The 20321-nt window shown below is 71.5% G+C and carries 20 protein-coding genes; 12 read left to right on the top strand and 8 right to left on the bottom strand.

Annotated elements, in window-relative coordinates; all coding sequences use genetic code 11:
* The 5 genes from FJQ56_RS00890 to FJQ56_RS00870 all read left to right on the top strand — a co-directional run bounded on the left by FJQ56_RS00890 (position 1) and on the right by FJQ56_RS00870 (position 3491).
* Complete coding sequence (locus FJQ56_RS00890) at positions 1–735, top strand: GNAT family N-acetyltransferase (protein ID WP_140007331.1); 735 nt, start codon at positions 1–3, stop codon at positions 733–735.
* A gap of 61 nt (positions 736–796) precedes the next feature.
* Entirely contained in the window at positions 797–1396 is a 600-nt protein-coding gene (locus tag FJQ56_RS00885) for a hypothetical protein (protein ID WP_140007330.1), read from the top strand.
* Between the two features lie 85 nt (positions 1397–1481).
* Positions 1482–2327 carry a polyphosphate kinase 2 family protein gene (locus FJQ56_RS00880; RefSeq protein ID WP_140007329.1) on the top strand — a complete coding sequence of 282 codons (846 nt, stop codon included), beginning with the start codon at positions 1482–1484 and terminating at the stop codon, positions 2325–2327.
* A gap of 7 nt (positions 2328–2334) precedes the next feature.
* The gene (locus tag FJQ56_RS00875; protein WP_246083928.1) at positions 2335–3105 is read left to right on the top strand and encodes a HipA family kinase; all 771 of its coding nucleotides are present in this window, start codon (positions 2335–2337) and stop codon (positions 3103–3105) included.
* Complete coding sequence (locus FJQ56_RS00870; protein WP_246083927.1) at positions 3102–3491, top strand: DUF3037 domain-containing protein; 390 nt, start codon at positions 3102–3104, stop codon at positions 3489–3491. The genes FJQ56_RS00875 and FJQ56_RS00870 overlap by 4 nt, the downstream gene beginning before the upstream one ends.
* Positions 3492–3596: 105 nt before the next feature.
* Here the strand turns inward: FJQ56_RS00870 and FJQ56_RS00865 are convergent, their stop codons facing one another.
* From FJQ56_RS00865 to FJQ56_RS00855, 4 genes are read right to left on the bottom strand one after another with little or no spacing between them, the layout of a single operon-like run.
* Positions 3597–4361, bottom strand: a complete 765-nt coding sequence (locus FJQ56_RS00865) for a sirohydrochlorin chelatase (RefSeq protein ID WP_140007327.1) — start codon at positions 4359–4361, stop codon at positions 3597–3599.
* A gap of 58 nt (positions 4362–4419) precedes the next feature.
* On the bottom strand, positions 4420–5166 hold the full coding sequence (locus FJQ56_RS00860) for a phosphoadenylyl-sulfate reductase (RefSeq protein WP_140007326.1): 747 nt from the start codon (positions 5164–5166) through the stop codon (positions 4420–4422).
* Entirely contained in the window at positions 5163–5333 is a 171-nt protein-coding gene (locus FJQ56_RS21915; protein ID WP_170215216.1) for a hypothetical protein, read from the bottom strand. The genes FJQ56_RS00860 and FJQ56_RS21915 overlap by 4 nt, the downstream gene beginning before the upstream one ends.
* Complete coding sequence (locus tag FJQ56_RS00855) at positions 5330–7060, bottom strand: nitrite/sulfite reductase (RefSeq protein WP_140007325.1); 1731 nt, start codon at positions 7058–7060, stop codon at positions 5330–5332. The genes FJQ56_RS21915 and FJQ56_RS00855 overlap by 4 nt, the downstream gene beginning before the upstream one ends.
* A gap of 379 nt (positions 7061–7439) precedes the next feature.
* Here FJQ56_RS00855 and FJQ56_RS00850 point away from each other — a divergent pair, with 379 nt between their 5' ends.
* Both FJQ56_RS00850 and FJQ56_RS00845 read left to right on the top strand, forming a co-directional pair.
* Entirely contained in the window at positions 7440–8153 is a 714-nt protein-coding gene (locus FJQ56_RS00850) for a hypothetical protein (protein ID WP_140007324.1), read from the top strand.
* 41 nt (positions 8154–8194) lie between these two features.
* Positions 8195–9652, top strand: coding sequence for a glycine hydroxymethyltransferase (locus FJQ56_RS00845; RefSeq protein ID WP_140007323.1), 1458 nt, complete (start codon positions 8195–8197; stop codon positions 9650–9652).
* Here the strand turns inward: FJQ56_RS00845 and FJQ56_RS00840 are convergent.
* The gene (locus FJQ56_RS00840; RefSeq protein ID WP_211350713.1) at positions 9645–10190 is read right to left on the bottom strand and encodes a GIY-YIG nuclease family protein; all 546 of its coding nucleotides are present in this window, start codon (positions 10188–10190) and stop codon (positions 9645–9647) included. The genes FJQ56_RS00845 and FJQ56_RS00840 overlap by 8 nt on opposite strands.
* A 323-nt stretch (positions 10191–10513) precedes the next feature.
* Here FJQ56_RS00840 and FJQ56_RS00835 point away from each other — a divergent pair, with 323 nt between their 5' ends.
* From FJQ56_RS00835 to FJQ56_RS00820, 4 genes are all read left to right on the top strand, one after another.
* Positions 10514–11878, top strand: a complete 1365-nt coding sequence (locus FJQ56_RS00835; protein ID WP_140007322.1) for a cation:dicarboxylate symporter family transporter — start codon at positions 10514–10516, stop codon at positions 11876–11878.
* A gap of 78 nt (positions 11879–11956) precedes the next feature.
* Entirely contained in the window at positions 11957–12931 is a 975-nt protein-coding gene (locus FJQ56_RS00830; protein WP_140007321.1) for a YihY/virulence factor BrkB family protein, read from the top strand.
* Positions 12924–14027 (top strand): potassium channel family protein, encoded by a 1104-nt coding sequence (locus FJQ56_RS00825; protein ID WP_246083926.1) that lies wholly within the window; start codon positions 12924–12926, stop codon positions 14025–14027. Before FJQ56_RS00830 ends, FJQ56_RS00825 begins: the two co-directional genes overlap by 8 nt.
* Before the next feature lie 48 nt (positions 14028–14075).
* Positions 14076–14318: a hypothetical protein gene (locus tag FJQ56_RS00820; protein ID WP_140007320.1), complete on the top strand. Its 243-nt coding sequence runs from the start codon at positions 14076–14078 to the stop codon at positions 14316–14318.
* A 611-nt stretch (positions 14319–14929) separates the two neighbouring features.
* On the opposite strand, the gene FJQ56_RS00815 is transcribed toward FJQ56_RS00820, so the two are convergent.
* Entirely contained in the window at positions 14930–16861 is a 1932-nt protein-coding gene (locus tag FJQ56_RS00815; protein WP_140007319.1) for a potassium transporter Kup, read from the bottom strand.
* A gap of 194 nt (positions 16862–17055) precedes the next feature.
* On the opposite strand from FJQ56_RS00815, the gene FJQ56_RS00810 reads away from it, so the two are divergent.
* Entirely contained in the window at positions 17056–17721 is a 666-nt protein-coding gene (locus FJQ56_RS00810; RefSeq protein WP_140007318.1) for a VC0807 family protein, read from the top strand.
* Between the two features lie 154 nt (positions 17722–17875).
* Here FJQ56_RS00810 and FJQ56_RS00805 read toward each other — a convergent pair whose 3' ends face one another.
* Together FJQ56_RS00805 and FJQ56_RS00800 are read right to left on the bottom strand one after the other, a co-directional pair.
* Positions 17876–19030 carry a hypothetical protein gene (locus FJQ56_RS00805; protein WP_140007317.1) on the bottom strand — a complete coding sequence of 385 codons (1155 nt, stop codon included), beginning with the start codon at positions 19028–19030 and terminating at the stop codon, positions 17876–17878.
* A 31-nt stretch (positions 19031–19061) separates the two neighbouring features.
* Positions 19062–20294 carry a putative glycoside hydrolase gene (locus FJQ56_RS00800; protein WP_140007316.1) on the bottom strand — a complete coding sequence of 411 codons (1233 nt, stop codon included), beginning with the start codon at positions 20292–20294 and terminating at the stop codon, positions 19062–19064.
* Positions 20295–20321 lie beyond the last annotated feature (27 nt).

The raw sequence follows: 20321 nt of genomic DNA, 5'->3' as shown, positions 1-20321 counted from the left end.
ATGACCCGCGTCGAGGTGCTCGTCGGCGACGACCGCCGGGTGACCGAGGTCGCGCCGGGGGAGTCCTGGCTGGCCGCCGCGCGCCGTACGACGCCCGGCCCGCACGACCCCGTCGCCGTCGACCTGTCGGGCGAGGTCAAGCGCTTCGCCGTCGACCCCGACCTGGTCGTGGCCGTACGGCCGATGACCTACGGCGACCTGCCCGACGTCGTGGCGTGGCGCGCGGCCCCGCACGTGCTGCGCTGGTGGGACGCCGACCTCCCCGACCTCGAGGCCGCGACCGCGAAGTACGGCTCCCGCATCGACGGTGCCTCGCGTACCTCGATGTGGGTGTGGGAGGTCAACGGCCGCTCGGTGGGGTTCGCCCAGGACTACCGCATCCGTGACTACCCCGACCACGCGCTGCTGGTGCCTGACCCCGACGCGACCGGGGTCGACTACCTGATCGGGCGCGCCGAGTGGGTCGGGCGCGGGGTCGGCACCCGCTGCCTGTGGGCGTGGGTGCTGCACCTGCGGGCGCGCCGGGTCGACGCCACGGCCGCCTTCGCCGCTCCCGACCACCGCAACCGGGCCTCGCTCCGCGCGCTGGCCAAGGTGGGCTTCGTCGAGGGCCTCTGGTTCGACGAGCCCCAGGCCGACGGGTCGGTCGACACCGTCGTCGGCTGCACCCTCGACCTCGCTACGGTCATCGGCGACGTCGCGCCATGTCACAACTCGGTGGCAGGGTCGTTCTAGAGTCCGGGCCACCGCCCACCACCCCCGCAGGGCCCGTCCGGCCCGTCCGAAGGAGCCCTCCGTGTCGTTCCCGTCCTCCGATCCCGTCCAGCCCGACCCGGCCCAGCCGAGCCCCGGCCGGCCGGACCTCACCAAGCTCCAGGCAGGCCAGCCCGTGGCAGGCCAGCCCGCGGCAGGCCAGCCTGCGGCAGGCCAGCCCTTCCCGGACGCCCCGGTGGTCACCGAGCCGCGCGAGCGGGTCGGTCTCGGCCTACTCGCTTCGTTGGGAGCCGTGCTCGGTGGCGTGGTGCTGACGGTCCTGCTGGCCCAGCTGGGCTTCATCACGGCGATCTCGAGCTTCGTGATCGCGTTCGGCGCCGCGTTCCTCTACGAGGCCGCTGCGGGCCGGCCCGCGCGCAAGGGCCTGGTCCCGCTGGTGCTGCTGATCGTGCTGGGCGTCGTGCTGTCCTACCTCGCCGTGATCGGCAGCGACCTGTGGGACGCCTACGACGAGATCCGCGAGGTCGGTCTGACGGAGCAATCCCGCGCCGCGTTCGTCGGCGACTACCTCTTCAAGCCCGGCGACGTGTTCGAGAACCCCTACAAGGACCTGCCGTGGTTCGCCGTGTTCGGTGTGCTCGGGGTGTTCGGCGTCGTGCGCCGACTGATCGGCAACCGCTGACCGTCGCACCACCGTCGCACCACCTCGATCGCCACTCGTCGATCACCACCGGCTGTCACCACAGGTCATCACTAGGGTGTGCGACGTGAGCAGCATCGCGGACGCCGTACGCCTCGGCCCCGGCCCGGTCGACCTGGCCGCCATCGACACCGACGCGGCTCCCGGCTACGACGGCGACAAGGTGTCGGGTGCGGCCGACCTGGAGGCGATGCGCGACGAGCTGGCCGAGCTGCAGGAGCGGCTGTTCGCCGAGGGCAAGACCGGTGGCCGACGCTCGGTGCTGCTGGTGCTGCAGGGCATGGACACCTCCGGCAAGGGCGGCACCCTGCGCCACACCGTGGGGCTGTTCGACCCCCAGGGGGTGCGGATCACCTCGTTCAAGGCCCCCACCGAGGAGGAGCGCAGCCACGACTTCCTGTGGCGCGTCGAGCGCGCGCTGCCGGAGCCGGGCTACGTCGGGGTCTTCGACCGGTCCCACTACGAGGACGTGCTGATCGCCCGGGTGCGCGAGCTGGCGCCGGCCGACGAGATCGAGCGGCGCTACGACGCCATCGTCGACTTCGAGCAGCGCCTGGTCGACGGCGGTACGACGGTGGTCAAGTGCATGCTGCACGTCTCGGCGGCCGAGCAGCGCAAGCGGCTGCTCGCCCGGCTCGGCGACCCGACCAAGTTCTGGAAGTTCAACCCCGGCGACATCGACGAGCGGGCCTACTGGGCGGCCTACCAGCAGGCCTACGAGGTGGCGCTCGAGCGCACCGGCCAGGCCGCGCCGTGGCACGTGATCCCCGCCGACAAGAAGTGGTTCCGCAACCTCGCGGTCGGCACCCTGCTCCTCGAGGCGCTGCGTGGGCTCGACCCCCAGTGGCCCGCTGCGGACTTCGACGTGGCCGAGCAGCGCGCCCGCCTCGAGGACGAGGCCCCGCCGAGGTGAGCACGCCGTGAGCTCCACCGATCCCGCGCTGCCGACGGTCGCGGTCACCCGCTACCTCACGCCGTTGCGCGAGGGCGGCAGCCTGCCCGGCCTCGTCGAGGCCGAGGACCTCGGCACCTACGTCTGCAAGTTCCGCGGGGCCGGGCAGGGCCCGCGGGTGCTGGTCGCCGAGGTGATCGTCGGCGAGCTCGCCCGGCGGATCGGGCTGCACACCCCTCGCCAGGTCGTCCTCGACCTGGACGCCGAGATCGCCCGCTACGAGGCCGACGAGGAGGTCCAGGACCTGCTCGCCGCCAGCACCGGCCTCAACCTCGGCATCGACTTCCTGCCCGGATCCTTCGGCTTCGACGGCGACACCGGCACCGACGCCGACGTCGCCGGCGTCGTGGTGTGGCTCGATGCCTTCTGCGCCAACGTCGACCGCTCGTGGCGCAACCCCAACCTGCTCGTCTGGGGCGACGACCTCTGGGTCATCGACCACGGCGCGGCGCTCTACTTCCACCACGCCTGGCCCGGCGGCCTGACCGACCCGGCGCGCTTCGCCGCGCAGCCGTGGAACCCCGCCGACCACGTCCTGCGCGAGCGCGCCGGCGACCTCGCCGCCGTCGACGCCCGCCTCACCGAGGTCGTCACGCCCGACCTGCTCGCCGAGGTCGTCGCGCTGGTCCCCGACACCTGGCTCGACCCGGTGCCCGGCGCCGAGACGCCCGACGCGCTGCGCGCGGCGTACGTCGCCTTCCTCACCGCCCGCCTCGGCACCCGTCAGTGGCTGCCGTGAGCGACCCGACCAGACGCTCCTACCAGTACGTCGCCCTGCGCTGCGTCCCACGCGTCGACCGGGAGGAGTTCCTCAACGTCGGGGTCGTCCTCTACTGCCACGCCACCGACTACCTCGACGCCGCCTGGGAGGTCGACCCAGCCCGTCTCGGGGCGCTCGATGCGCTGATCGAGCCCGGCCAGCTGCGCGAGGCCCTGGCCTACGTCGATGCCGTGTGCGCCGGTGCGGTGCGCGCGGGCAGCGCGGGTCGCGCGCCGGTGAGCCAGCGCTTCGGCTACCTCAAGGCGCCGCGCAGCACCGTGCTCCAGCCCGGTCCCGTCCACGGCGGCCTGACCACCGACCCGGCGGCCGAGCTCGAGCGGCTGCTCCGGCACCTGGTGGGCTGACGACCACACGCCGGTCGAGGTGCGAGGAGCCCTGGCGACGAGCCTCGAGACCCACGCAGCCGACGTACCCGGCCCGCCCTGAGCACCGGACCGGCGTGATGGGCCTCAGACCGGGACGAGCTCGACGGCGCCGACGGCGTAGCGGGCCAGGATGACCCGGGCGACCTCGGGGTGGGCGCCGAGGGGCAGCGAGACCGCGACGGCGCCGGCCTCGAGAGCCAGCTCGGCGGCCCGGTCGGTGAGGTCGCCGGGGGTCAGGAACAGCGAGGCGACGGCGATGTGGCGCCGGCCCTCGGCCCGGAAGGCGCGCACGGCCTCGCCGGTCGCGGGCGGTGCGCTCGCGGCGTACGCCGCCGTCACGGGCAGCTTGTGGTGGGTGCCCCACAGTCGCGCGAGCCGCGCGACCGACTGGTTGGCCAAGGGGTCGGTGGAGCCGGCGGCGGCGAGCACCAGGGCGTCGAGCTCGCGGCAGCGGGCGTCGCGCAGGGCGTCGCGGAGCCGCTCGTCGAGCACCTCGAGGAAGCACGCCTCGAGACCGAGCGGGGCGCTGGCGCGCACCTGCAGGCCGGGGTGGCGCTGGCTGATGGCCGTGACGGCCTCGGACAGGCCCTCGAGGCCGCCGAACGCCTCGGACAGGGCGAGGGGCACGATCACGATCTCGTCGTGTCCGGCCTTGACCAGCCGGTCGACGACGGTGTGCAGCTCGGGTCGCGTCCAGCGAGCGCCGGTGCCGGCGGGGTCGAGGTGGGCGCGCTCGACGCGCAGGTCGGGCCGCTGGGCCTTGACCTCGTCGACGAGGGTGCTGATCGTCCGGGTGGCCCGGGGGTCACGGCTGGCGGGAGCCAGGGCCACGAGTGCGGGAGCAGCCATCAGAACTGCCTCCTCTTCTTCTGGTGGTCGTGCGCGGGGTCGTGCGGGACGGGGCGGGTCACTGGTGGATGCCGCACTCGGTCTTGCTGGTGCCGGCCCAGCGCCCGCTGCGCGGGTCCTCGCCGGGGGCGACGCGACGGGTGCAGGGCGCACACCCGATGGAGGGGTAGCCGTCGTAGGTCAGCGGGTTGACGAGCACGCCGTTGTCGAGGATGTAGCGCTCGACCTGCTCGTCGCTCCAGCGGGCCAGCGGGGAGACCTTGACCTTGCCCTTCTTGGCGTCCCAGCCGATGACGGGCGCGATGACGCGGTTGTGGTTCTCGGCACGACGCAGGCCCGTCGCCCAGGCGTCGTACGACGAGAGGGCGTCGGCGAGCGGCTGGACCTTGCGCAGCGCGCAGCACCGGTCGGGGTCGGTGCGGAAGAGGTCCTTGCCCTCGGTGGCGTCCTGCTCGGCCACGGTCTGCTTCGGGGTGATCGAGAGCAGGTTGACGTTCATCGTGTGCTGGACGGCGTCGCGGGTGCCGATCGTCTCGGCGAAGTGGTAGCCGGTGTCGAGGAAGACGACGTCGACGCCCGGCACGACCTTGGCCGCCACGTGGGCGAGCACGGCGTCGCCCATGGAGGAGGTGATGCAGAAGCGCTCACCGAAGGTGGCCGCGGCCCACTCGACGATCGTCTCGGCGGGGGCGAGCTCGAGCTCGGCGCCCCAGTGGGAGACGAGGTCGCGCAGCTCCTCGGAGGAGCGTCCCTCGGTGGCGATGCCCCGGTTGTCGCGGGCGGTCTGGGTCAGGACGGTGCTCATCGGACCACGCCCTCGACACCGGCACTGCGACGCAGGGTGCCGAGCATCTTGACCGAGAAGACCCGCTGGCAGTCGTGGCACTCCCACGCACCGTGCTGGGCCTCGTGGGGCCACAGGTTGGTGTCGCCGCAGTAGGCGCAGTGGAACGGGACGGCTCGCTCACTCATGACGGGCTCAACACCTTGTCGCCGCGAAGTAGTTCCTCGTCGGCGCGCGCGACCCAGGTCGCGAAGCTCTCGACCTCGGCACCCTCGGCGTCGACCCGGTCCACGAGGTAGTTCGTGACGACGGCCGTGACGTAGTCGTCGAGCCCGGCGCTGGTGACCTTGTGGGCGCGCAACTTGCGGCCGAAGTTGGCCTGCAGGCCGGTCGCGCCGCCGAGGTGCACCTGGAAGCCCTCGACCTGCTGGCCGTCGTGCATGACCAGCTGGCCCTTGAGTCCGATGTCGGCGACCTGGGTGCGGGCGCACGCGTTGGGGCAGCCGTTGACGTTGACGGTGATCGGCACGTCGAGCTCGGGGAAGCGCTGCTCGAGCTCGCCGACCAGGCTGCGGGCGCGCTCCTTGGTGTCGACGATGGCGAGCTTGCAGTACTCGATGCCGGTGCAGGCCATGGTGTTGCGGCGCCAGTTGGACGGGCGCGCCGACAGCCCGATCGCGTCGAGCCTGGTGACGAGCTCCTCGACGATCTCGGGGCGTACGCCGATCAGCACGATCTTCTGGTACGGCGTCAGCCGGGCCCCCGCGACGCCGTACTCGTCGATCAGGTCGGCCAGCTGCACCAGCAGGGTGCCGGAGACGCGGCCCGCGGTGGGCGCGATGCCGACGTACTTCAGGCCGTCCTTCTGGTCGTGCACGCCGATGTGGTCGCGGTGCCCGACGGGGGAGGCGGGGGACTCGCAGGAGACGAGCTCGCGGCCGAGGTACTCCTTCTCGACGACCTCGCGGAACTTCTCGATGCCCCAGTCGGCGACCAGGAACTTCAGCCGGGCGCGCGAGCGCAGGCGGCGGTAGCCGTAGTCGCGGAAGACCGACGCGACCGCGGCCCAGGCGTCGGCGACCTCGTCGAGCGGGATCCAGACGCCCATCTTGGCCGCGAGCATCGGGTTGGTCGACAGCCCGCCGCCGACCCACAGGTCGAAGCCGGGGCCGTGCTCGGGGTGGACGGTGCCGACGAAGGAGATGTCGTTGGTCTCGGGGGAGACGTCGTGCCCGGGGTGGCCGGTCAGCGCGGTCTTGAACTTGCGGGGGAAGTTGGAGAAGTCGGGGTCGCCGATGAAGCGGTCGAAGATCTCCTCCAGGGCCGAGGTGCCGTCGATGATCTCGTCGGCGGCGACGCCGGCGACCGGCGAGCCGAGGAACGGCCGGGGCGAGTCGCCGCAGGCCTCGAGGCTGCTCAGCCCGGCGGCGTCGAGGCGGTCCCAGATCTCGGGGACGTCCTCGACGCGGATCCAGTGGTACTGGATGTTCTCGCGGTCGGTGACGTCGGCGGTGTCGCGGGCGAAGTCGATGCCGATGGTGCCGAGGGTGCGCACGGCCTCGCCGGTGAGCAGGCGGCCGTCGGAGCGGACCCGCAGCATGAAGAACTCGTCGTCGAGCTCCTCCTCCTCGAGCATCGCGGTCTTGCCGCCGTCGAAGCCCGGCGCGCGCTGGGTGTAGAGCCCCATCCACCGGAAGCGGCCGCGCAGGTCGGCCGGGTCGATCGAGGCGAACCCGCGCTTGGAGTAGATGTTGATGATCCGCGCCCGCACGTTGAGCGGGTCGTCGTCCTTCTTGGACTGCTCGTTCTTGTTCAGCGGCTCCGTGAAGCCGAACGACCACTGACCCTCGGCGCGCTTGGGGCGCGGGATCTCGGTGTGCTTGGCCTTCTGGGACTGGAAGCGCTGGTCAGGCATGGGAGGTGGTGGTCCTTCGCTGGTGCGCCGGGGGCGCGGAGGTGAGGGGCGTCTCGATCGTCAGCGAGCCCGACACATGCCGTGGTGCAGGCGCCCGAAGTCCACGTGGCGGCGTACCACGAGGAAGACGCGCGTCTCGGCAGTGACCATGAGGTGGAGTCTCACGGCGTGGACACCAGGTCCACAAACGTCAATCTCGTGATGTGAGACGCGTGTCCGTCATGTGGGACACGTGGCCGTCATCCAGGCGTAACACGGGAGGTAGTGGGACCTACGTCACATTCTGCGCAGGTGACGCAAGGCCCGATCTGACCATGGTGTCGCCCGCTCCGCTCGGAGAGCGTGGGAATCCGCCCCGCCCCCGACGAGAGGTCGTCCCATGCTCGCCTCCTTCTCCCGCTGGCTCGCGACCCGCGACGGTCTGCGCCGCGACGTCCGCACCGCTGCGGTCGCCTTGGTCGTCGCCTCGGTCGTCATGGCGACGCCCAGCGTCGCCGCCAAGATCCAGGACGCCGACTCCGTCGACGGGCTGAGCGCGATCAAGGCCACGACCTCGACCAGCGCCCGCAAGGGCAAGCTCGTGGCGACCGACTCCCACGGCCGCCTGCCGGACAACATCATCGCGAAGTCCCGCGACGCCGACCGGCTCGACGGTCTCGACAGCGCGTCGTACGCGACCAAGTCCGCCCGGCGGGGCGAGGTGCGCACCGGTGACTTCGGCGCGTGGGGCGGCGGGTCGGGCTCCTACCTCGGCGACACGGTCCTGCTCGGCGCCAGGCTGCCGGTCAGGATCCCGGAGAACCGGACGACGGTGCTCGCCCCGGGGGCCAGCCCCACCGCCGAGTGCCCGGGCCCCGGCCGGGTCAACCCGCAAGGATGGCTCTGCATCTACACGGCCCAGCGCGGAAGCATCGGCACGATGTACGTCTACAACCCCACCGACGCCGGCTACGGCACCTCGCGCACCGGGTTCGGGCTGTACGCCTCCTGCAGCGACACGGGGTGCTGGGCCTACGGCAGCTGGGCGCTGCGCGTCGGGTCGTCGGCCGACCTCCCGGACCGCCCGGCGCCGTCGCGTCGCACGGTCCCGTGAACGGATTCGGTGTGCTCCCCACCCCTCACTAGGCTGGCCCCATGGCCGACCTCACCGCGTCCGACAGCGCCGCCCTCGCCAGCTCCGCCTACTCCCAGGCCCTCGAGGTCATCGCCTCGGTCGAGCCCCGCATCGCCGAGGCCACCCGCCAGGAGCTCGCCGACCAGCGCGGATCGCTCAAGCTGATCGCCAGCGAGAACTACGCCTCGCCGGCCGTGCTGATGACGATGGGCACCTGGTTCAGCGACAAGTACGCCGAGGGCACCGTCGGGCACCGCTTCTACGCCGGCTGCCAGAACGTCGACACCGTCGAGACGATCGCGGCCGAGCACGCGCGTGAGCTGTTCGGCGCCGAGTACGCCTACGTGCAGCCCCACTCCGGCATCGACGCCAACCTCGTCGCCTTCTGGTCGATTCTGGCCCACCGCGTCGAGGGTCCGTGGCTGGAGAAGTCGGGCCACAAGAACGTCAACGAGCTCACCGACGCCGACTGGGAGTCGCTGCGCAAGGAGCTCGGCAACCAGCGCCTGCTCGGCATGGCGCTCGACGCCGGCGGCCACCTCACCCACGGCTTCCGCCCCAACATCAGCGGCAAGATGTTCCACCAGCAGCAGTACGGCACCGACCCGGTGACCGGCCTGCTCGACTACGACGCCCTGGCCGCCAAGGCGCGCGAGTTCAAGCCGCTGATCCTGGTCGCCGGCTACTCGGCGTACCCGCGCCGGGTCAACTTCGCCAAGATGCGCGAGATCGCCGACGAGGTCGGCGCGACGCTGATGGTCGACATGGCCCACTTCGCCGGGCTGGTGGCCGGCAAGGTCTTCACCGGCGACGAGGACCCCGTGCCCCACGCCCACGTCGTCACCTCGACCACCCACAAGAGCCTGCGCGGCCCGCGCGGCGGCATCGTGCTGGCCACCGAGGAGTACGCCCCCAGCGTCGACCGCGGCTGCCCGATGGTGCTCGGCGGCCCGCTCTCCCACGTGATGGCCGCCAAGGCCGTCGCCTTCGCCGAGGCCCGCCAGGAGTCGTTCCAGACCTACGCCCAGCAGGTCGCCGACAACGCCCAGTCGCTGGCCGAGGGCTTCGCCAAGCGCGGCGCCACCCTGGTCACCGGCGGCACCGACAACCACCTGGTCCTGCTCGACGTGTCGTCGTACGGCCTCACCGGCCGCCAGGCCGAGTCGGCCCTCCTCGACGCCGGCGTCGTCACCAACCGCAACTCGGTCCCGGCCGACCGCAACGGCGCCTGGTACACCTCCGGCATCCGCCTCGGCACCCCCGCGCTGACCACCCGCGGCTTCGGCCACGACGAGTTCGACACCGTCGCCGAGCTCATCGTCCACGTCCTCGACAACACCCAGCCCGGCACCACCAAGGCCGGCGGCCCCTCCAAGGCCTCCTACACGCTGGCCGAGGGCGTCGCCGACAAGGTCAAGGACGCCTCCGCCGAGATCCTCGACAAGCACCCGCTCTACCCCGGCCTCGAGCTCACCTGACGTCGTCCTCGGTGGTCGAGGGGGTCTCGGTGGTCGAGCTTGTCGAGACCCCGTCCTCGGTGGTCGAGCTTGTCGAGACCCCGTCCTCGGTGGTCGAGCTTGTCGAGACCCCGTCCTCGGTGGTCGAGCTTGTCGAGACCCCGTCCTCGGTGGTCGAGCTTGTCGAGACCCCATCCTCGGTGGTCGAGCTTGTCGAGACCCCGTCCTCATCAGCACCCGACCTACGCGAGACATAGCCCGGCATGTCGTAGCGGCCCTTGGCGAGCTTGGGCAGCTCGGCGTACCGACGGTCGATCAGCGCCTGGCGTTTCGCCCGGCTCCAGTTCTGGATCTGCTTCTCCCGGGCAAACGCGTCGCTGATCTGATCGAAGTCCTCGACGTAGACCAGGGTGACCGGCAGACGGCCGGGACGCCGCGTGTATGCCGCACCCTCGCCGTTCTGGTGCTGCCCCAGTCGCCGTTCGAGATCGATCGTGCTGCCGACGTAGTACGAGCCGTCGGCGCACTGGAGCATGTAGACGTACGCATTGATAGCCATGACGTCAGCGTGCGTCTCGTGCGAGCCGACAGCCACCGCCTCGTCGTGAGCTGTGGATGGAGGCGCAGCCGGACGGTCGCTTGGCGCGATAGCGGGGTCTCGACAGGCTCGACCGCCGAGGAGGGTCTCGACAGGCTCGACCACCGAGGAGGGTCTCGACAGGCTCGACCACCGAGAACAGGCTCGATCACCGTGGGGGCGCGGGGCCGCGGAGGACGTGACCGCGACCACAACGAACACAAGGGTGACGCGCGACACATCGCGCACCAGGGTGGGCGTCGGCCGGGAAGCACCCGGCGCACGGCCCGGCGGGAGGCGCGACGATGAGCACCCAGACATCCACCAACGGGGGCAAGGTCCAGAACCGGACCCACTACCTCTACCTCGCGGTGATCGTCGCCGTGGCGGCCGGCATCGCCGTCGGCATCGCGTTCCCCGACTTCGCGGTCGAGCTCAAGCCGCTCGGCACCGGCTTCGTCGCGCTGATCCGGATGATGATCCAGCCGGTCATCTTCTGCACGATCGTGATCGGGGTCGGCTCGGTCGCCAGCGCGGCGCGCGTCGGCAAGGTCGGTGGCCTCGCGCTGGTCTACTTCGTGACGATGTCGACGTTCGCCCTGGCGATCGGGATGGTCGTCGGCAACCTGCTGCACGCCGGCTCCAACCTCGAGCTGACCAAGGAGCTGGCCGGCGCCGGTCAGGAGCAGGCGAAGGAGGGTCACGGCAGCACCACCGACTTCCTGCTCGGCATCATCCCCGACTCCATGCTCTCGGCCCTGACCTCCGGCGAGGTGCTGCAGACCCTGCTCGTCGCGCTGCTGGTCGGGTTCGCGCTGCAGCAGATGGGTCGCGGTGCCGAGCCGATCCTGCGCGGCATCGGCCACATCCAGAAGGTCGTCTTCCGGGTGCTGGCGATGATCATGTGGGCCGCGCCGGTCGGCGCGTTCGGTGCGATGGCCGCCGTCGTCGGTGCCACCGGTGTCGACGCGCTCAAGAGCCTGGCCGTGCTGATGGTCGGCTTCTACATCACCTGCGCGCTGTTCGTCTTCCTCGTGCTCGGCACGCTGCTCAAGGTCGCGTCGGGCGTCAACGTCTTCTCGCTGCTGAAGTACCTCGGCCGCGAGTTCCTGCTCATCGTCTCCACGTCGTCGTCCGAGTCGGCGCTGCCGCGGCTGATCGCCAAGATGGAGCACGCCGGCGTCGACAAGCCGACCGTCGGGGTCGTCGTCCCGACCGGCTACTCGTTCAACCTCGACGGCACCGCGATCTACCTGACGATGGCCTCGCTCTTCATCGCACAGGCGCTCGGCGACCCGCTGTCGATCGGTGAGCAGATCTCGCTGCTGGTCTTCATGATGATCGCCTCCAAGGGCGCCGCGGGCGTCACCGGCGCCGGCATGGCCACCCTGGCCGGTGGCCTGAGCTCGCACCGACCCGAGCTCGTCGACGGCGTCGGCCTCATCGTCGGCATCGACCGCTTCATGTCCGAGGCCCGCGCGGTCACCAACTTCGCCGGCAACGCCATCGCCACCGTGCTCATCGGGCACTGGACCGGCGGCCTCGACCGTGCCCAGCTCGACCGGGTCCTGGCCGGCGACGACCCGTTCGACGAGACCACGATGCTCGACGACCACGAGCCCGCCACGCCCGCGTCCCCGTCGCTGGACAAGCAGCCCCAGCCGGCCTGACGCCGTACGACGTATCTCACCCGGCGGGTGGGCCCGAGGATCCCCGATCCCGGACCCACCCGCCGTTAGCGTGCAGGCATGACCTCGGGAGCCACGGACGCGACGGAGCCGTCGGCCCCGCGGTCCGCGCTCGCCGTCCGCGCCCGCCGTACGGCGCACGTCGTCTGGCGCCTGATCGTCACCACGGTCTCCTCGTGCCTGAGGTACCGCGTGACCGGCCTGGCCGCCGAGGGCGCCTTCTTCGCCGTGGTGTCGGTGCCCCCGCTGATCTTCGCGCTGGCCGGCGCGGTGGGCTACGTCTCGGAGCAGTTCAGCGCCGCGCAGCTCGACGACGTGCGCCGCGCGGTCCTCGACCTGAGCAGCCGGTTCCTCACCGAGAGCGCCGTCACCAACGTCATCGCCCCCACGGTCGACGACGTGCTGGCCGGCGGTCGCCTCGACGTGATCTCGCTGGGCTTCGTGCTGTCGCTGTGGTCCGGCTCGCGGGCGCTCAACGTCTTCGTCGACACCATCACGATCATGCACGGGCTCGGCGGGCACCGGGGGATCGTCAAGACGCGCGCGCTCGCCTTCGGCCTCTACATCCTGGCGGTGCTCACCGGCGCGATCTCGCTGCCGCTGGTCGTCGCCGGACCCCACCTGGTGCGCGACCTGCTGCCCGAGCGGGCCGACTTCCTGATGTCGTTCTACTGGCCGATCGTCATCGTCGTCTGCATCTGCTTCCTCGCCACCCTCTACCACGTGTCCGTGCCGGTGCGGACCAACTGGACCTTCAACCTGCCGGGCGCGACGTTCACCCTGGTGGCCTGGATCCTCGGCTCCTACGTGCTGCGCTGGGTGCTCACGGTCACGGCCGCCGACTCCAAGTCGATCTACGGCCCGCTGGCCGCGCCGATCGCCGTCCTGCTGTGGCTCTACCTCCTGGCCCTCGCCGTGCTCATCGGCGCCGCCGTCAACGCCGCCTTCGACCACGTCTTCCCGCAGAAGAACACCGCTCGCGCGAGGCTCGAGCTGATGGCGCGGCTGCGGGCCCTAGGCTCCCAGCGTGGATGAGCACCTGACCGGTACGGCGGCCAACCCGGCCCGCGGCAAGGTCAACCTCCCCGAGCGCAACCGCTCACCGTGGTTCGTGCTGGGCCGGCGGCTGCTGCTGGCGCTGGCGATCTTGCTGGGGACCGTGCTGCTGGTCTACCTCGACCGCGAGGGGTATGCCGACAACAACGACCCGACGGGCGAGATCAGCCTCATCGACTCGCTCTACTACACGACCGTCACGCTCAGCACGACCGGCTACGGCGACATCGCCCCGGTCAGCGACGCGGCGCGGCTCGTCAACGCCTTCATCATCACCCCGGCGCGCATCGCGTTCCTGGTGCTGTTGATCGGCACCACCCTGGAGGTGCTCGCCTCGCAGGGGCGCGAGCTGATCCGGATCTCTCGCTGGAGGAAGAACATGGGCCACCACGTCGTCGTCATCGGCTACGGCACCAAGGGCCGCAGCGCCGTTGAGACGCTCGTCGGCAACGGCGTCGACCGCGAGGGCGTCGTCGTCGTCGACCCCTCGGCGACCGCCCTGGCCGACGCCCACGCCGACAACCTCGCCGTGGTCACCGGCGATGCGACCCGCCGCGACGTGCTGCGTCGCGCCGGCGTCGCGCAGGCCGACCAGGTGATCATCTGCACCGGCCGCGACGACTCCAACGTGCTCGCCGCCCTCACCGTGCGCCAGCTCAACCCCGACGCGTGGATCGTCGCCTCGGTCTCCGAGCAGGAGAACGCGCCGCTGATGCGCCAGTCCGGCGCCAACTCGGTGATCACCTCCTCCGACGCGGTCGGCCGGCTGATCGGCCTGTCGACCCTCTCGCCGACCCTGGGCACCGTCATGGAGGACCTGCTCACCTACGGCGAGGGCCTCGAGGTCGCCGAGCGCGAGCTGCTCGTCTCCGAGGTCGGCAAGCAGCCGCAGTCGGTGCCCGACCAGGTGATCGCGGTGGTGCGCGACGAGCAGGTCTACCGCTACTTCGACCCCGTGGTCGCCCTGCTGGCCCGCGGCGACCGCCTGGTCGTCGTACGCCCGGCCAAGGAGCTGCCGTGGGCGCCGCGCCCCGGCACCCACAACGAGGACTTCGCCTCCGACGAGGACGACTGACCCGCAGTCCCCTCGAACACGTGTTCGAGCGTGTGGCACCATCGACCCATGGCCGGCGGCACGACCCAACGGGGGAGAGACGTCCCGCCCGCCGAGCCCTGCCCGATGCGGCACTGCTGGGTGGCCGACGCCGCCGACGGTCGCGGCACCAGGCGGCCCGGCCTGCTCCTGGAGTGGCGGCAGGCCGCGGCCGGCTGGGAGGGCCGCGTGCTGTACGCCGCCCAGCTGCGGCCCGCGCAATGGGCCACCGTCGAGGAGTGGCTGCCCGCCGCCCTGCTCACGCCGCTCTGACCGCCCGGGCGCGCTCTCGGCGCCGTCGGTGCTGTCGGTGCCGTCGGTGCCGTCGGTGCCGTCGGTGCCGTCGGTGGTCGAGCTTGTCGAGACCCGGCCGGGCCAAAAATGGAACCGAGCCGCTGGAGTCTCGGGTCTCCAGCAGCTCGGTAAGTAGAACTCTACGACGCCCCGATCCACGTGTCGCACAATCGCGGTGCACAACTCGGTAACGGCCCCGGGCCGCGGTCGACGCCGTCGCCGCCCGGGCAAAAAAGAACCAAGCCGCCGGAGTCTCGGGTCTCCAGCGGCTTGGTGAGATCAATCTAGACGACCGGTGGTGACGTTCGCAGGAAAACGACGAAGAAAGTCCTGAGAAAGTCCCGGGCCCCTACTTGGCGAACGGACCCCACCAGCACTCGGGCTGGACCCGGCGCCGGCCGAGCAGGTCCCCGGTGCCGTAGATCAGACCGGCCAGGTAGCGGCGGATCATCGGGGCCGGCCTGTGGTAGGAGTCGTCTTCATGCGCTGAGCATGCCTCTGCAGATCCATCTGCGACCTCACCCGTGGGAAGGATCGTGCCCGCTCGAAGGGGTGACGCTGCGCCCTACGTCGTCGTACGTCGGTCCGGGTCACACGTCGATCTGGGACCCCATGATCACGGTGCGGTCGCGCGGCAGGTTGAAGTAGCCGACGGCGTCGGCGGAGATGCCGGCGGTGGCGACGAACAGCCGCTTGCGCCACTTCGACATGCCGGGCTCGTCGCCGGCGCGCAGCTCGATCGTGGACACGAAGTACGTCGTGTCCTCGGGTCCCACGGAGAGCTCCTTGGTCATCCCGCGGGCCCGCTCGAGGATCGCGGGCACGTCGGGCACCTCGGTGTAGCCGTAGCGGGCCAGCACGTAGACGATGCCGTCGTCGGTCCAGCCGAGGTCGTCGACGGTGATCCGCTGGTCCTCGTGGACGACGGGCACGAGCACGGTCTCGACGGACAGGATCACCACGTGCTCGTGGAGCACCCGGTTGTGCTCGACGTTGGCGCGCATCGCCAGGGGCGTGGTGTCCATGTCGCGGTTGAGGAACACCGCGGTGCCGGGGGTGCGGGTGAGCACGGGGTGGCCGTCGTGGAGCTGGTCGACGAAGTCGCGCAGCTGTCCCTCGTGGGTGTTGCGGCGCCGGGTCACCTGGGCGCGACCGGCCTGCCAGGTCATCAGCACGGTGAAGACGGCGGTGGCGATGAGCAGCGGCAGCCAGGCACCGCTCTCGAGCTTGGTGAGGTTGGCGGCGAAGAACAGCAGCTCGATCGACAAGAAGAGCACCGCACCGACCACGACCAGCGGCAGCGGCAGCTTCCAGTGCTTCCAGGCCAGGTAGGCCAGCAGCACCGAGCTGAGCGCGATCGTGCCGGTCACGGCCATGCCGAACGCGTAGGCCAGCGACGCCGAGCTCCGGAAGCTGAACACCAGCACCAGCACGGCGATCATCAGCACCCAGTTGATCCACGGCACGTAGATCTGCCCCGAGGTCTCCTCGGAGGTGTAGAGCATCCGCAGTCGCGGCAGGTAGCCGAGCTGCACGGCCTGGCGCGACACCGAGAACGCACCGGTGATGACGGCCTGAGAGGCGATCACGGTGGCGGCGGTGGCCAGCAGCACCAGCGGCACGAGCAGCCAGTCGGGCACCAGCAGGAAGAACGGCGCCCGCGAGTTGTCGTTGTCCTCCAGGATCAGCGCGGCCTGGCCGAGGTAGCTGAGGATGCACGCCGGGAACGCGCCGAACAGCCACGCCCGCGCGATCGCGGGGCGCCCGAAGTGGCCGAGGTCGGCGTACAGCGCCTCGGCGCCGGTGATGGCCAGCACGCAGGCCGCCAGCGCGAAGAACGCGGTGCCGAAGTCGGTGACCAGGAAGTGCAGCGCGTACGTCGGGGAGAGGCCCTTGAGCACCTCGGGGTCGCCGATGATGCCGAGCAGCCCGAAGAACCCGATCGTGGAGAACCACACCACCATCACCGGGCCGAACAGCCGTCCGACCTTGGCGGTGCCGAAGCGCTGCCCGGCGAAGAGCGCCACGATGATCACCGCGGTGACCGGGACGACGTACGGCTCGAACGACGGCTGCACCAGCTCGACGCCCTCGACCGCCGACAGCACCGAGATCGCCGGGGTGATCATGCTGTCGCCGAAGAACAGCGACGCCCCGAAGATGCCGAGGGCGGCGAGCACGACCTTGGTGCGCTTCGACCCGGGCGCGTCGCGCCGGGTCAGCAGCGTCATCAGCGACAGGATGCCGCCCTCGCCCTGGTTGTCGGCGCGCAGCACGATCAGCACGTACTTGATCGTCACCAGCAGCGTCACCGACCAGAAGATCAGCGAGGCGATGCCGTAGACGTGGTCGGTCGTCACCGACACCGGGTGTGGGTCCTCGGGGTTGAACACGGTCTGCATCGTGTAGATCGGGCTCGTCCCGATGTCGCCGAACACGATGCCGAGCGCGCCCAGGGTCAGCGCCGCGGTCGCCTTCTTGCCGTGCTGCTCCACGGCCACGTCCGCCTCCGGCTTTCCCATGGCGGAAAGGTAAACCCACCCCGTCCGCGTCGGTCGAGGAGGCCCTCACCCCCGGTCTCACCCCGCGGTGATGACCAATCCTCAGGAAACCCCCGTACGGTCATGACCAGCCGACAGGCTGAGTCCACGTCCCCGGGCGTGCGCCAGTGACGCACCACCAGCCGACCGTGGACCAGCGGACGCAGAAAGGCCCGATGACCTCGCTCGAGATCGCCCCGCCGGTTCCTGCCACCACCCCGTGCCGACACACCGCCGCCCTCGGTGCCGTCATGCGCCGCCTGGCCCTGAGCCTGCTGGTCGCCGTCGCCGTGCCGGCCGTGCTGTTCTACGCGACGTTCCAGTTCTTCGGCCTGACCCCGGCGATCCTGACCGCCCTCGCCTGGTCGTACGGCGCCATCGCCTGGCGTCGGCTCACCCACCTGCCGATGTCGGGGCTGCTGGTCCTGACCTCGACCGTGCTGACCATCCGTACGATCTTCACGCTCTCGACCGGCAACACCTACGTCTACTTCCTGCAGCCGGTGGTCAGCGACGCCATCGTGGCGCTGGTCTTCCTGGCCTCGCTGGCCGCGGCGCGCCCCCTGGTCGCCCGCCTGGCCGCCGACTTCTACCCGATGAGCGCCGACCTGGCCGCCCACCCCCGCATCCGTCGCCTCTTCGCGCGCCTGACCGGGATGTGGGGCGGGGTCTGCCTGCTCAAGGCCGCCGTCGGCTTCTGGCTGCTCGAGTCGCTGTCGGTCCCGACCTTCGTGCTGGTCAAGAGCAGCGCGATGATCGGGATGACGGCCGCCGCCGTCGCCGTCACGATCGCGGCCTCGCTCGTCGTCCTACGCCACGAGAGCCTCCGCGACACCGCCTGACCCACGTCGGTCGAGGTGCGAGGCGCCCGGCCCCACGTCGGTCGAGGTGCGAGGCGCCCGGCCCCACGTCGGTCGAGGTGCGAGGCGCGCTAGCGCCGAGCCTCGAGACCCCGCAGCCGACCTACCCCACCCACCCCGCGACGCCCACTACCGATCACGGCACCGCAGGCGTCTCCTCCGGCGGCGCCAGGTAGAACCCGGTCGCCGTCCCGATCATGACGTAGGCCAGCGCCCGGGTCAGCGGACGCCGCCCGGACCCCGCCTCCGGCAGCGGGAGGTCGCCGGGGTCCTCGGCAGCGATGACCAGCGCCAGCGCGGCGTCGGCCTTCGTCGCGAGTACGTCGCCGCGCGGCTCGGGCAGCCCGCCGCCCGCCTGGATCGTGACGTCGTCGAGCGCGGCGTCGAGGTCGTCGAGCTGACCCTCGGTGCGCACCTGCACCACGACGGCCACGAGCCGACCCGAGCTGGTGCGGGTGCCGTCGCGGTCGTAGCGACCGACCCCGGCCACCAGGAGCGCCCGGCGGCACCCGTCGAGCTCGGGCTCGCGGCCGTCGACCCGGAGCCGGTCGCGCGCGGTGTCGCAGTCGACGACGTCGAGCACCGAGGCGTCGAGCCCGACCTGGAACTCCCCGGTGATGCCGTCGTCGCCCCCGGCCAGCACGTCCGCGGTGGTCTCGAGCCAGGTGATCCGCGCGGGCGAGTCGCCGACGATCGAGACCACGATGGCGCCCGCGGCGACCCACGCGACGACGTACGCCGCGGCACCGGCGTACAGCCGGGAGGCCGCGGGCCGGCGCGACGCGGACCCGAAGACCCACCCGAAGACCGTCGTCGCGACCACCAGCAGGCAGACCAGGGCGGCCAGCGCGGTCGCGACGAAGACGTCGCCGGTGTCGCTGAGGGGCGGTGCGCCCGCGGCCGAGGTCAGCTCGCGCTGGAGGCTGCCGTTGTTGTGCTTGCCCGGGATGAACCCGAGGAGCATCAGCCCGAGGGCTCCCACCACCACCCAGGCCGGCGCCGCGGCCACCCGTCCGTGGCGCTCGCGCAGGCGCAGGGCCGCGAGCACCAGGAACGGTCCGAGCGCCCACACGACGAGCAGGAAGGCCACGACCCGCGCGTAGTCGCCGTCGGCCCACAGGAACACGACCGCCGCGACCTGCCGCGCCAGCAGGCGCGCCCCGAGGACGACCGCGACGAGGCCGACCAGGACCGCCACGACGAGGCCGACGACGACCAGGGGCGGGGGCGGCTTCCGCTCGGGGGTCTTCGGCGGGTTCGGGGTGTGCCGATTGCGTCGACGTCGAGCCACCGGCAGACCGTACCGGGGCCCGGGGGCGACGTCAGCCGTGGCGCAGGATCATCCCGGACCGGGCGGGGACCCGGACGCGGGTGACGGGCGTGCCGCCGAGGGTGCGGCTGCCCGCCGTGACCTGGACGACGGCCGAGGTCGCGGTGGGGTTCACCAGCGCGGTGCCGCGCGTGTAGGCGCGCCGCCAGACCCCCGTCGTACCCACGAGGCGACGCACCTGGGTGGGGGTGCCGATCTCGACCGTCGAGGCCGCCGTCCAGTGGTTGACGTCGGACTCGGACGGCACGAAGACGCTGGACCCGGTGCGGCCGTTCCAGGTCATCAGCCAGGTCGCCCGGTGGTAGATCTGCGCGGCCAGGTCGCTGCGGTTGCTGTAGGTGACCGCGAGCAGCGGCACGTCGCGGGCGGCCAGCCAGGAGGCCAGGTCGGCCTTCCAGGTCCAGTCGGCCCCGGCGAACCGGGCGCCCGCGCGGTCCAGGCCCCACTTGACGAAGTACTCGTTCTCCCAGCCGGAGACGTAGCGCGTCCAGTCGGTCACCACGGCGTGCCAGGTGTTCCACTGCACGGTGAGGTTGGGGACGGCCAGGAACCCGCTGGACCTGACCCGGGTCGCGACCCGGGCCAGGAACCTCTCGGTGGCGGCGTACATCGCCTGGTCGGTCGGAATCTGGGTGGAGACCCGGTCGCCGACGGTGGTGTGGCTGAGGGAGGTGAGGGTGTCGTCCATCATCACCCCGTCCCAGGCGGCGCTGCGCAGCTCGCCGAGCACGTTGCTCGCCCAGCGGTCCTGGTAGGCGGTGGCGCCGACGTCGGTGGGGTAGAGGTCGGACCAGTCCGACCACTGCAGGGTGCGTCCGGCGGCGTCGGACAGCAGCCAGCCGCCGGCCTGGGCCTCGCGGTAGGACAGGCCCGTGGAGTAGATCCCCGACTCGTGGGAGTCCTTGCGGACCGAGGCGACGTTGTTGTACATCAGGACCTTCAGGCGCGGGTTCTTCGCCTTCAGCGCCGGGATCCGGGCGCCCTCCCACGGTTCGAGCACCAGGTAGTTGCCGCGCCACGCGTCGGCGGTGGCGTCGATGTCACCCCAGTCGAGCGTGAGGATCCCGGCCGAGCGCACCGGCACCCACGTGCTCCTGCTCGGGGGCGACGCGGCGTCGGCCGGGGCGCCGCGCGGGCCGGCCGACGCAGCGACCAGGAGCGACGCGGCCACGACCATCGCGGCGAACGTCGCGAGGCTGCGGACGGGGCGGGGGAGGGGGCGCATCGGGGTCCGATCGGTGGGGTTGCCCCT

The organism is Nocardioides plantarum (assembly GCF_006346395.1).
In the GTDB taxonomy this organism is placed as follows: Bacteria; Actinomycetota; Actinomycetes; order Propionibacteriales; family Nocardioidaceae; genus Nocardioides; species Nocardioides plantarum.
The sequence above is the reverse complement of the archived record's forward strand: the minus strand, read 5'-3'. Positions and strand labels throughout refer to the sequence as shown.

Coding starts and splice junctions, on each gene's coding strand:
- FJQ56_RS00835 (WP_140007322.1), top strand. CDS start 10,514: ATGAGCACCCAGACATCCACCAACGGGGGCAAGGTCCAGAACCGGACC.
- FJQ56_RS00840 (WP_211350713.1), bottom strand. CDS start 10,190: ATGGCTATCAATGCGTACGTCTACATGCTCCAGTGCGCCGACGGCTCG.
- FJQ56_RS00865 (WP_140007327.1), bottom strand. CDS start 4,361: ATGGCTGCTCCCGCACTCGTGGCCCTGGCTCCCGCCAGCCGTGACCCC.
- FJQ56_RS00845 (WP_140007323.1), top strand. CDS start 8,195: ATGGCCGACCTCACCGCGTCCGACAGCGCCGCCCTCGCCAGCTCCGCC.
- FJQ56_RS00860 (WP_140007326.1), bottom strand. CDS start 5,166: ATGAGCACCGTCCTGACCCAGACCGCCCGCGACAACCGGGGCATCGCC.
- FJQ56_RS00810 (WP_140007318.1), top strand. CDS start 17,056: ATGACCTCGCTCGAGATCGCCCCGCCGGTTCCTGCCACCACCCCGTGC.
- FJQ56_RS00820 (WP_140007320.1), top strand. CDS start 14,076: ATGGCCGGCGGCACGACCCAACGGGGGAGAGACGTCCCGCCCGCCGAG.
- FJQ56_RS00830 (WP_140007321.1), top strand. CDS start 11,957: ATGACCTCGGGAGCCACGGACGCGACGGAGCCGTCGGCCCCGCGGTCC.
- FJQ56_RS00855 (WP_140007325.1), bottom strand. CDS start 7,060: ATGCCTGACCAGCGCTTCCAGTCCCAGAAGGCCAAGCACACCGAGATC.
- FJQ56_RS21915 (WP_170215216.1), bottom strand. CDS start 5,333: ATGAGTGAGCGAGCCGTCCCGTTCCACTGCGCCTACTGCGGCGACACC.
- FJQ56_RS00800 (WP_140007316.1), bottom strand. CDS start 20,294: ATGCGCCCCCTCCCCCGCCCCGTCCGCAGCCTCGCGACGTTCGCCGCG.
- FJQ56_RS00815 (WP_140007319.1), bottom strand. CDS start 16,861: ATGGGAAAGCCGGAGGCGGACGTGGCCGTGGAGCAGCACGGCAAGAAG.
- FJQ56_RS00850 (WP_140007324.1), top strand. CDS start 7,440: ATGCTCGCCTCCTTCTCCCGCTGGCTCGCGACCCGCGACGGTCTGCGC.
- FJQ56_RS00890 (WP_140007331.1), top strand. CDS start 1: ATGACCCGCGTCGAGGTGCTCGTCGGCGACGACCGCCGGGTGACCGAG.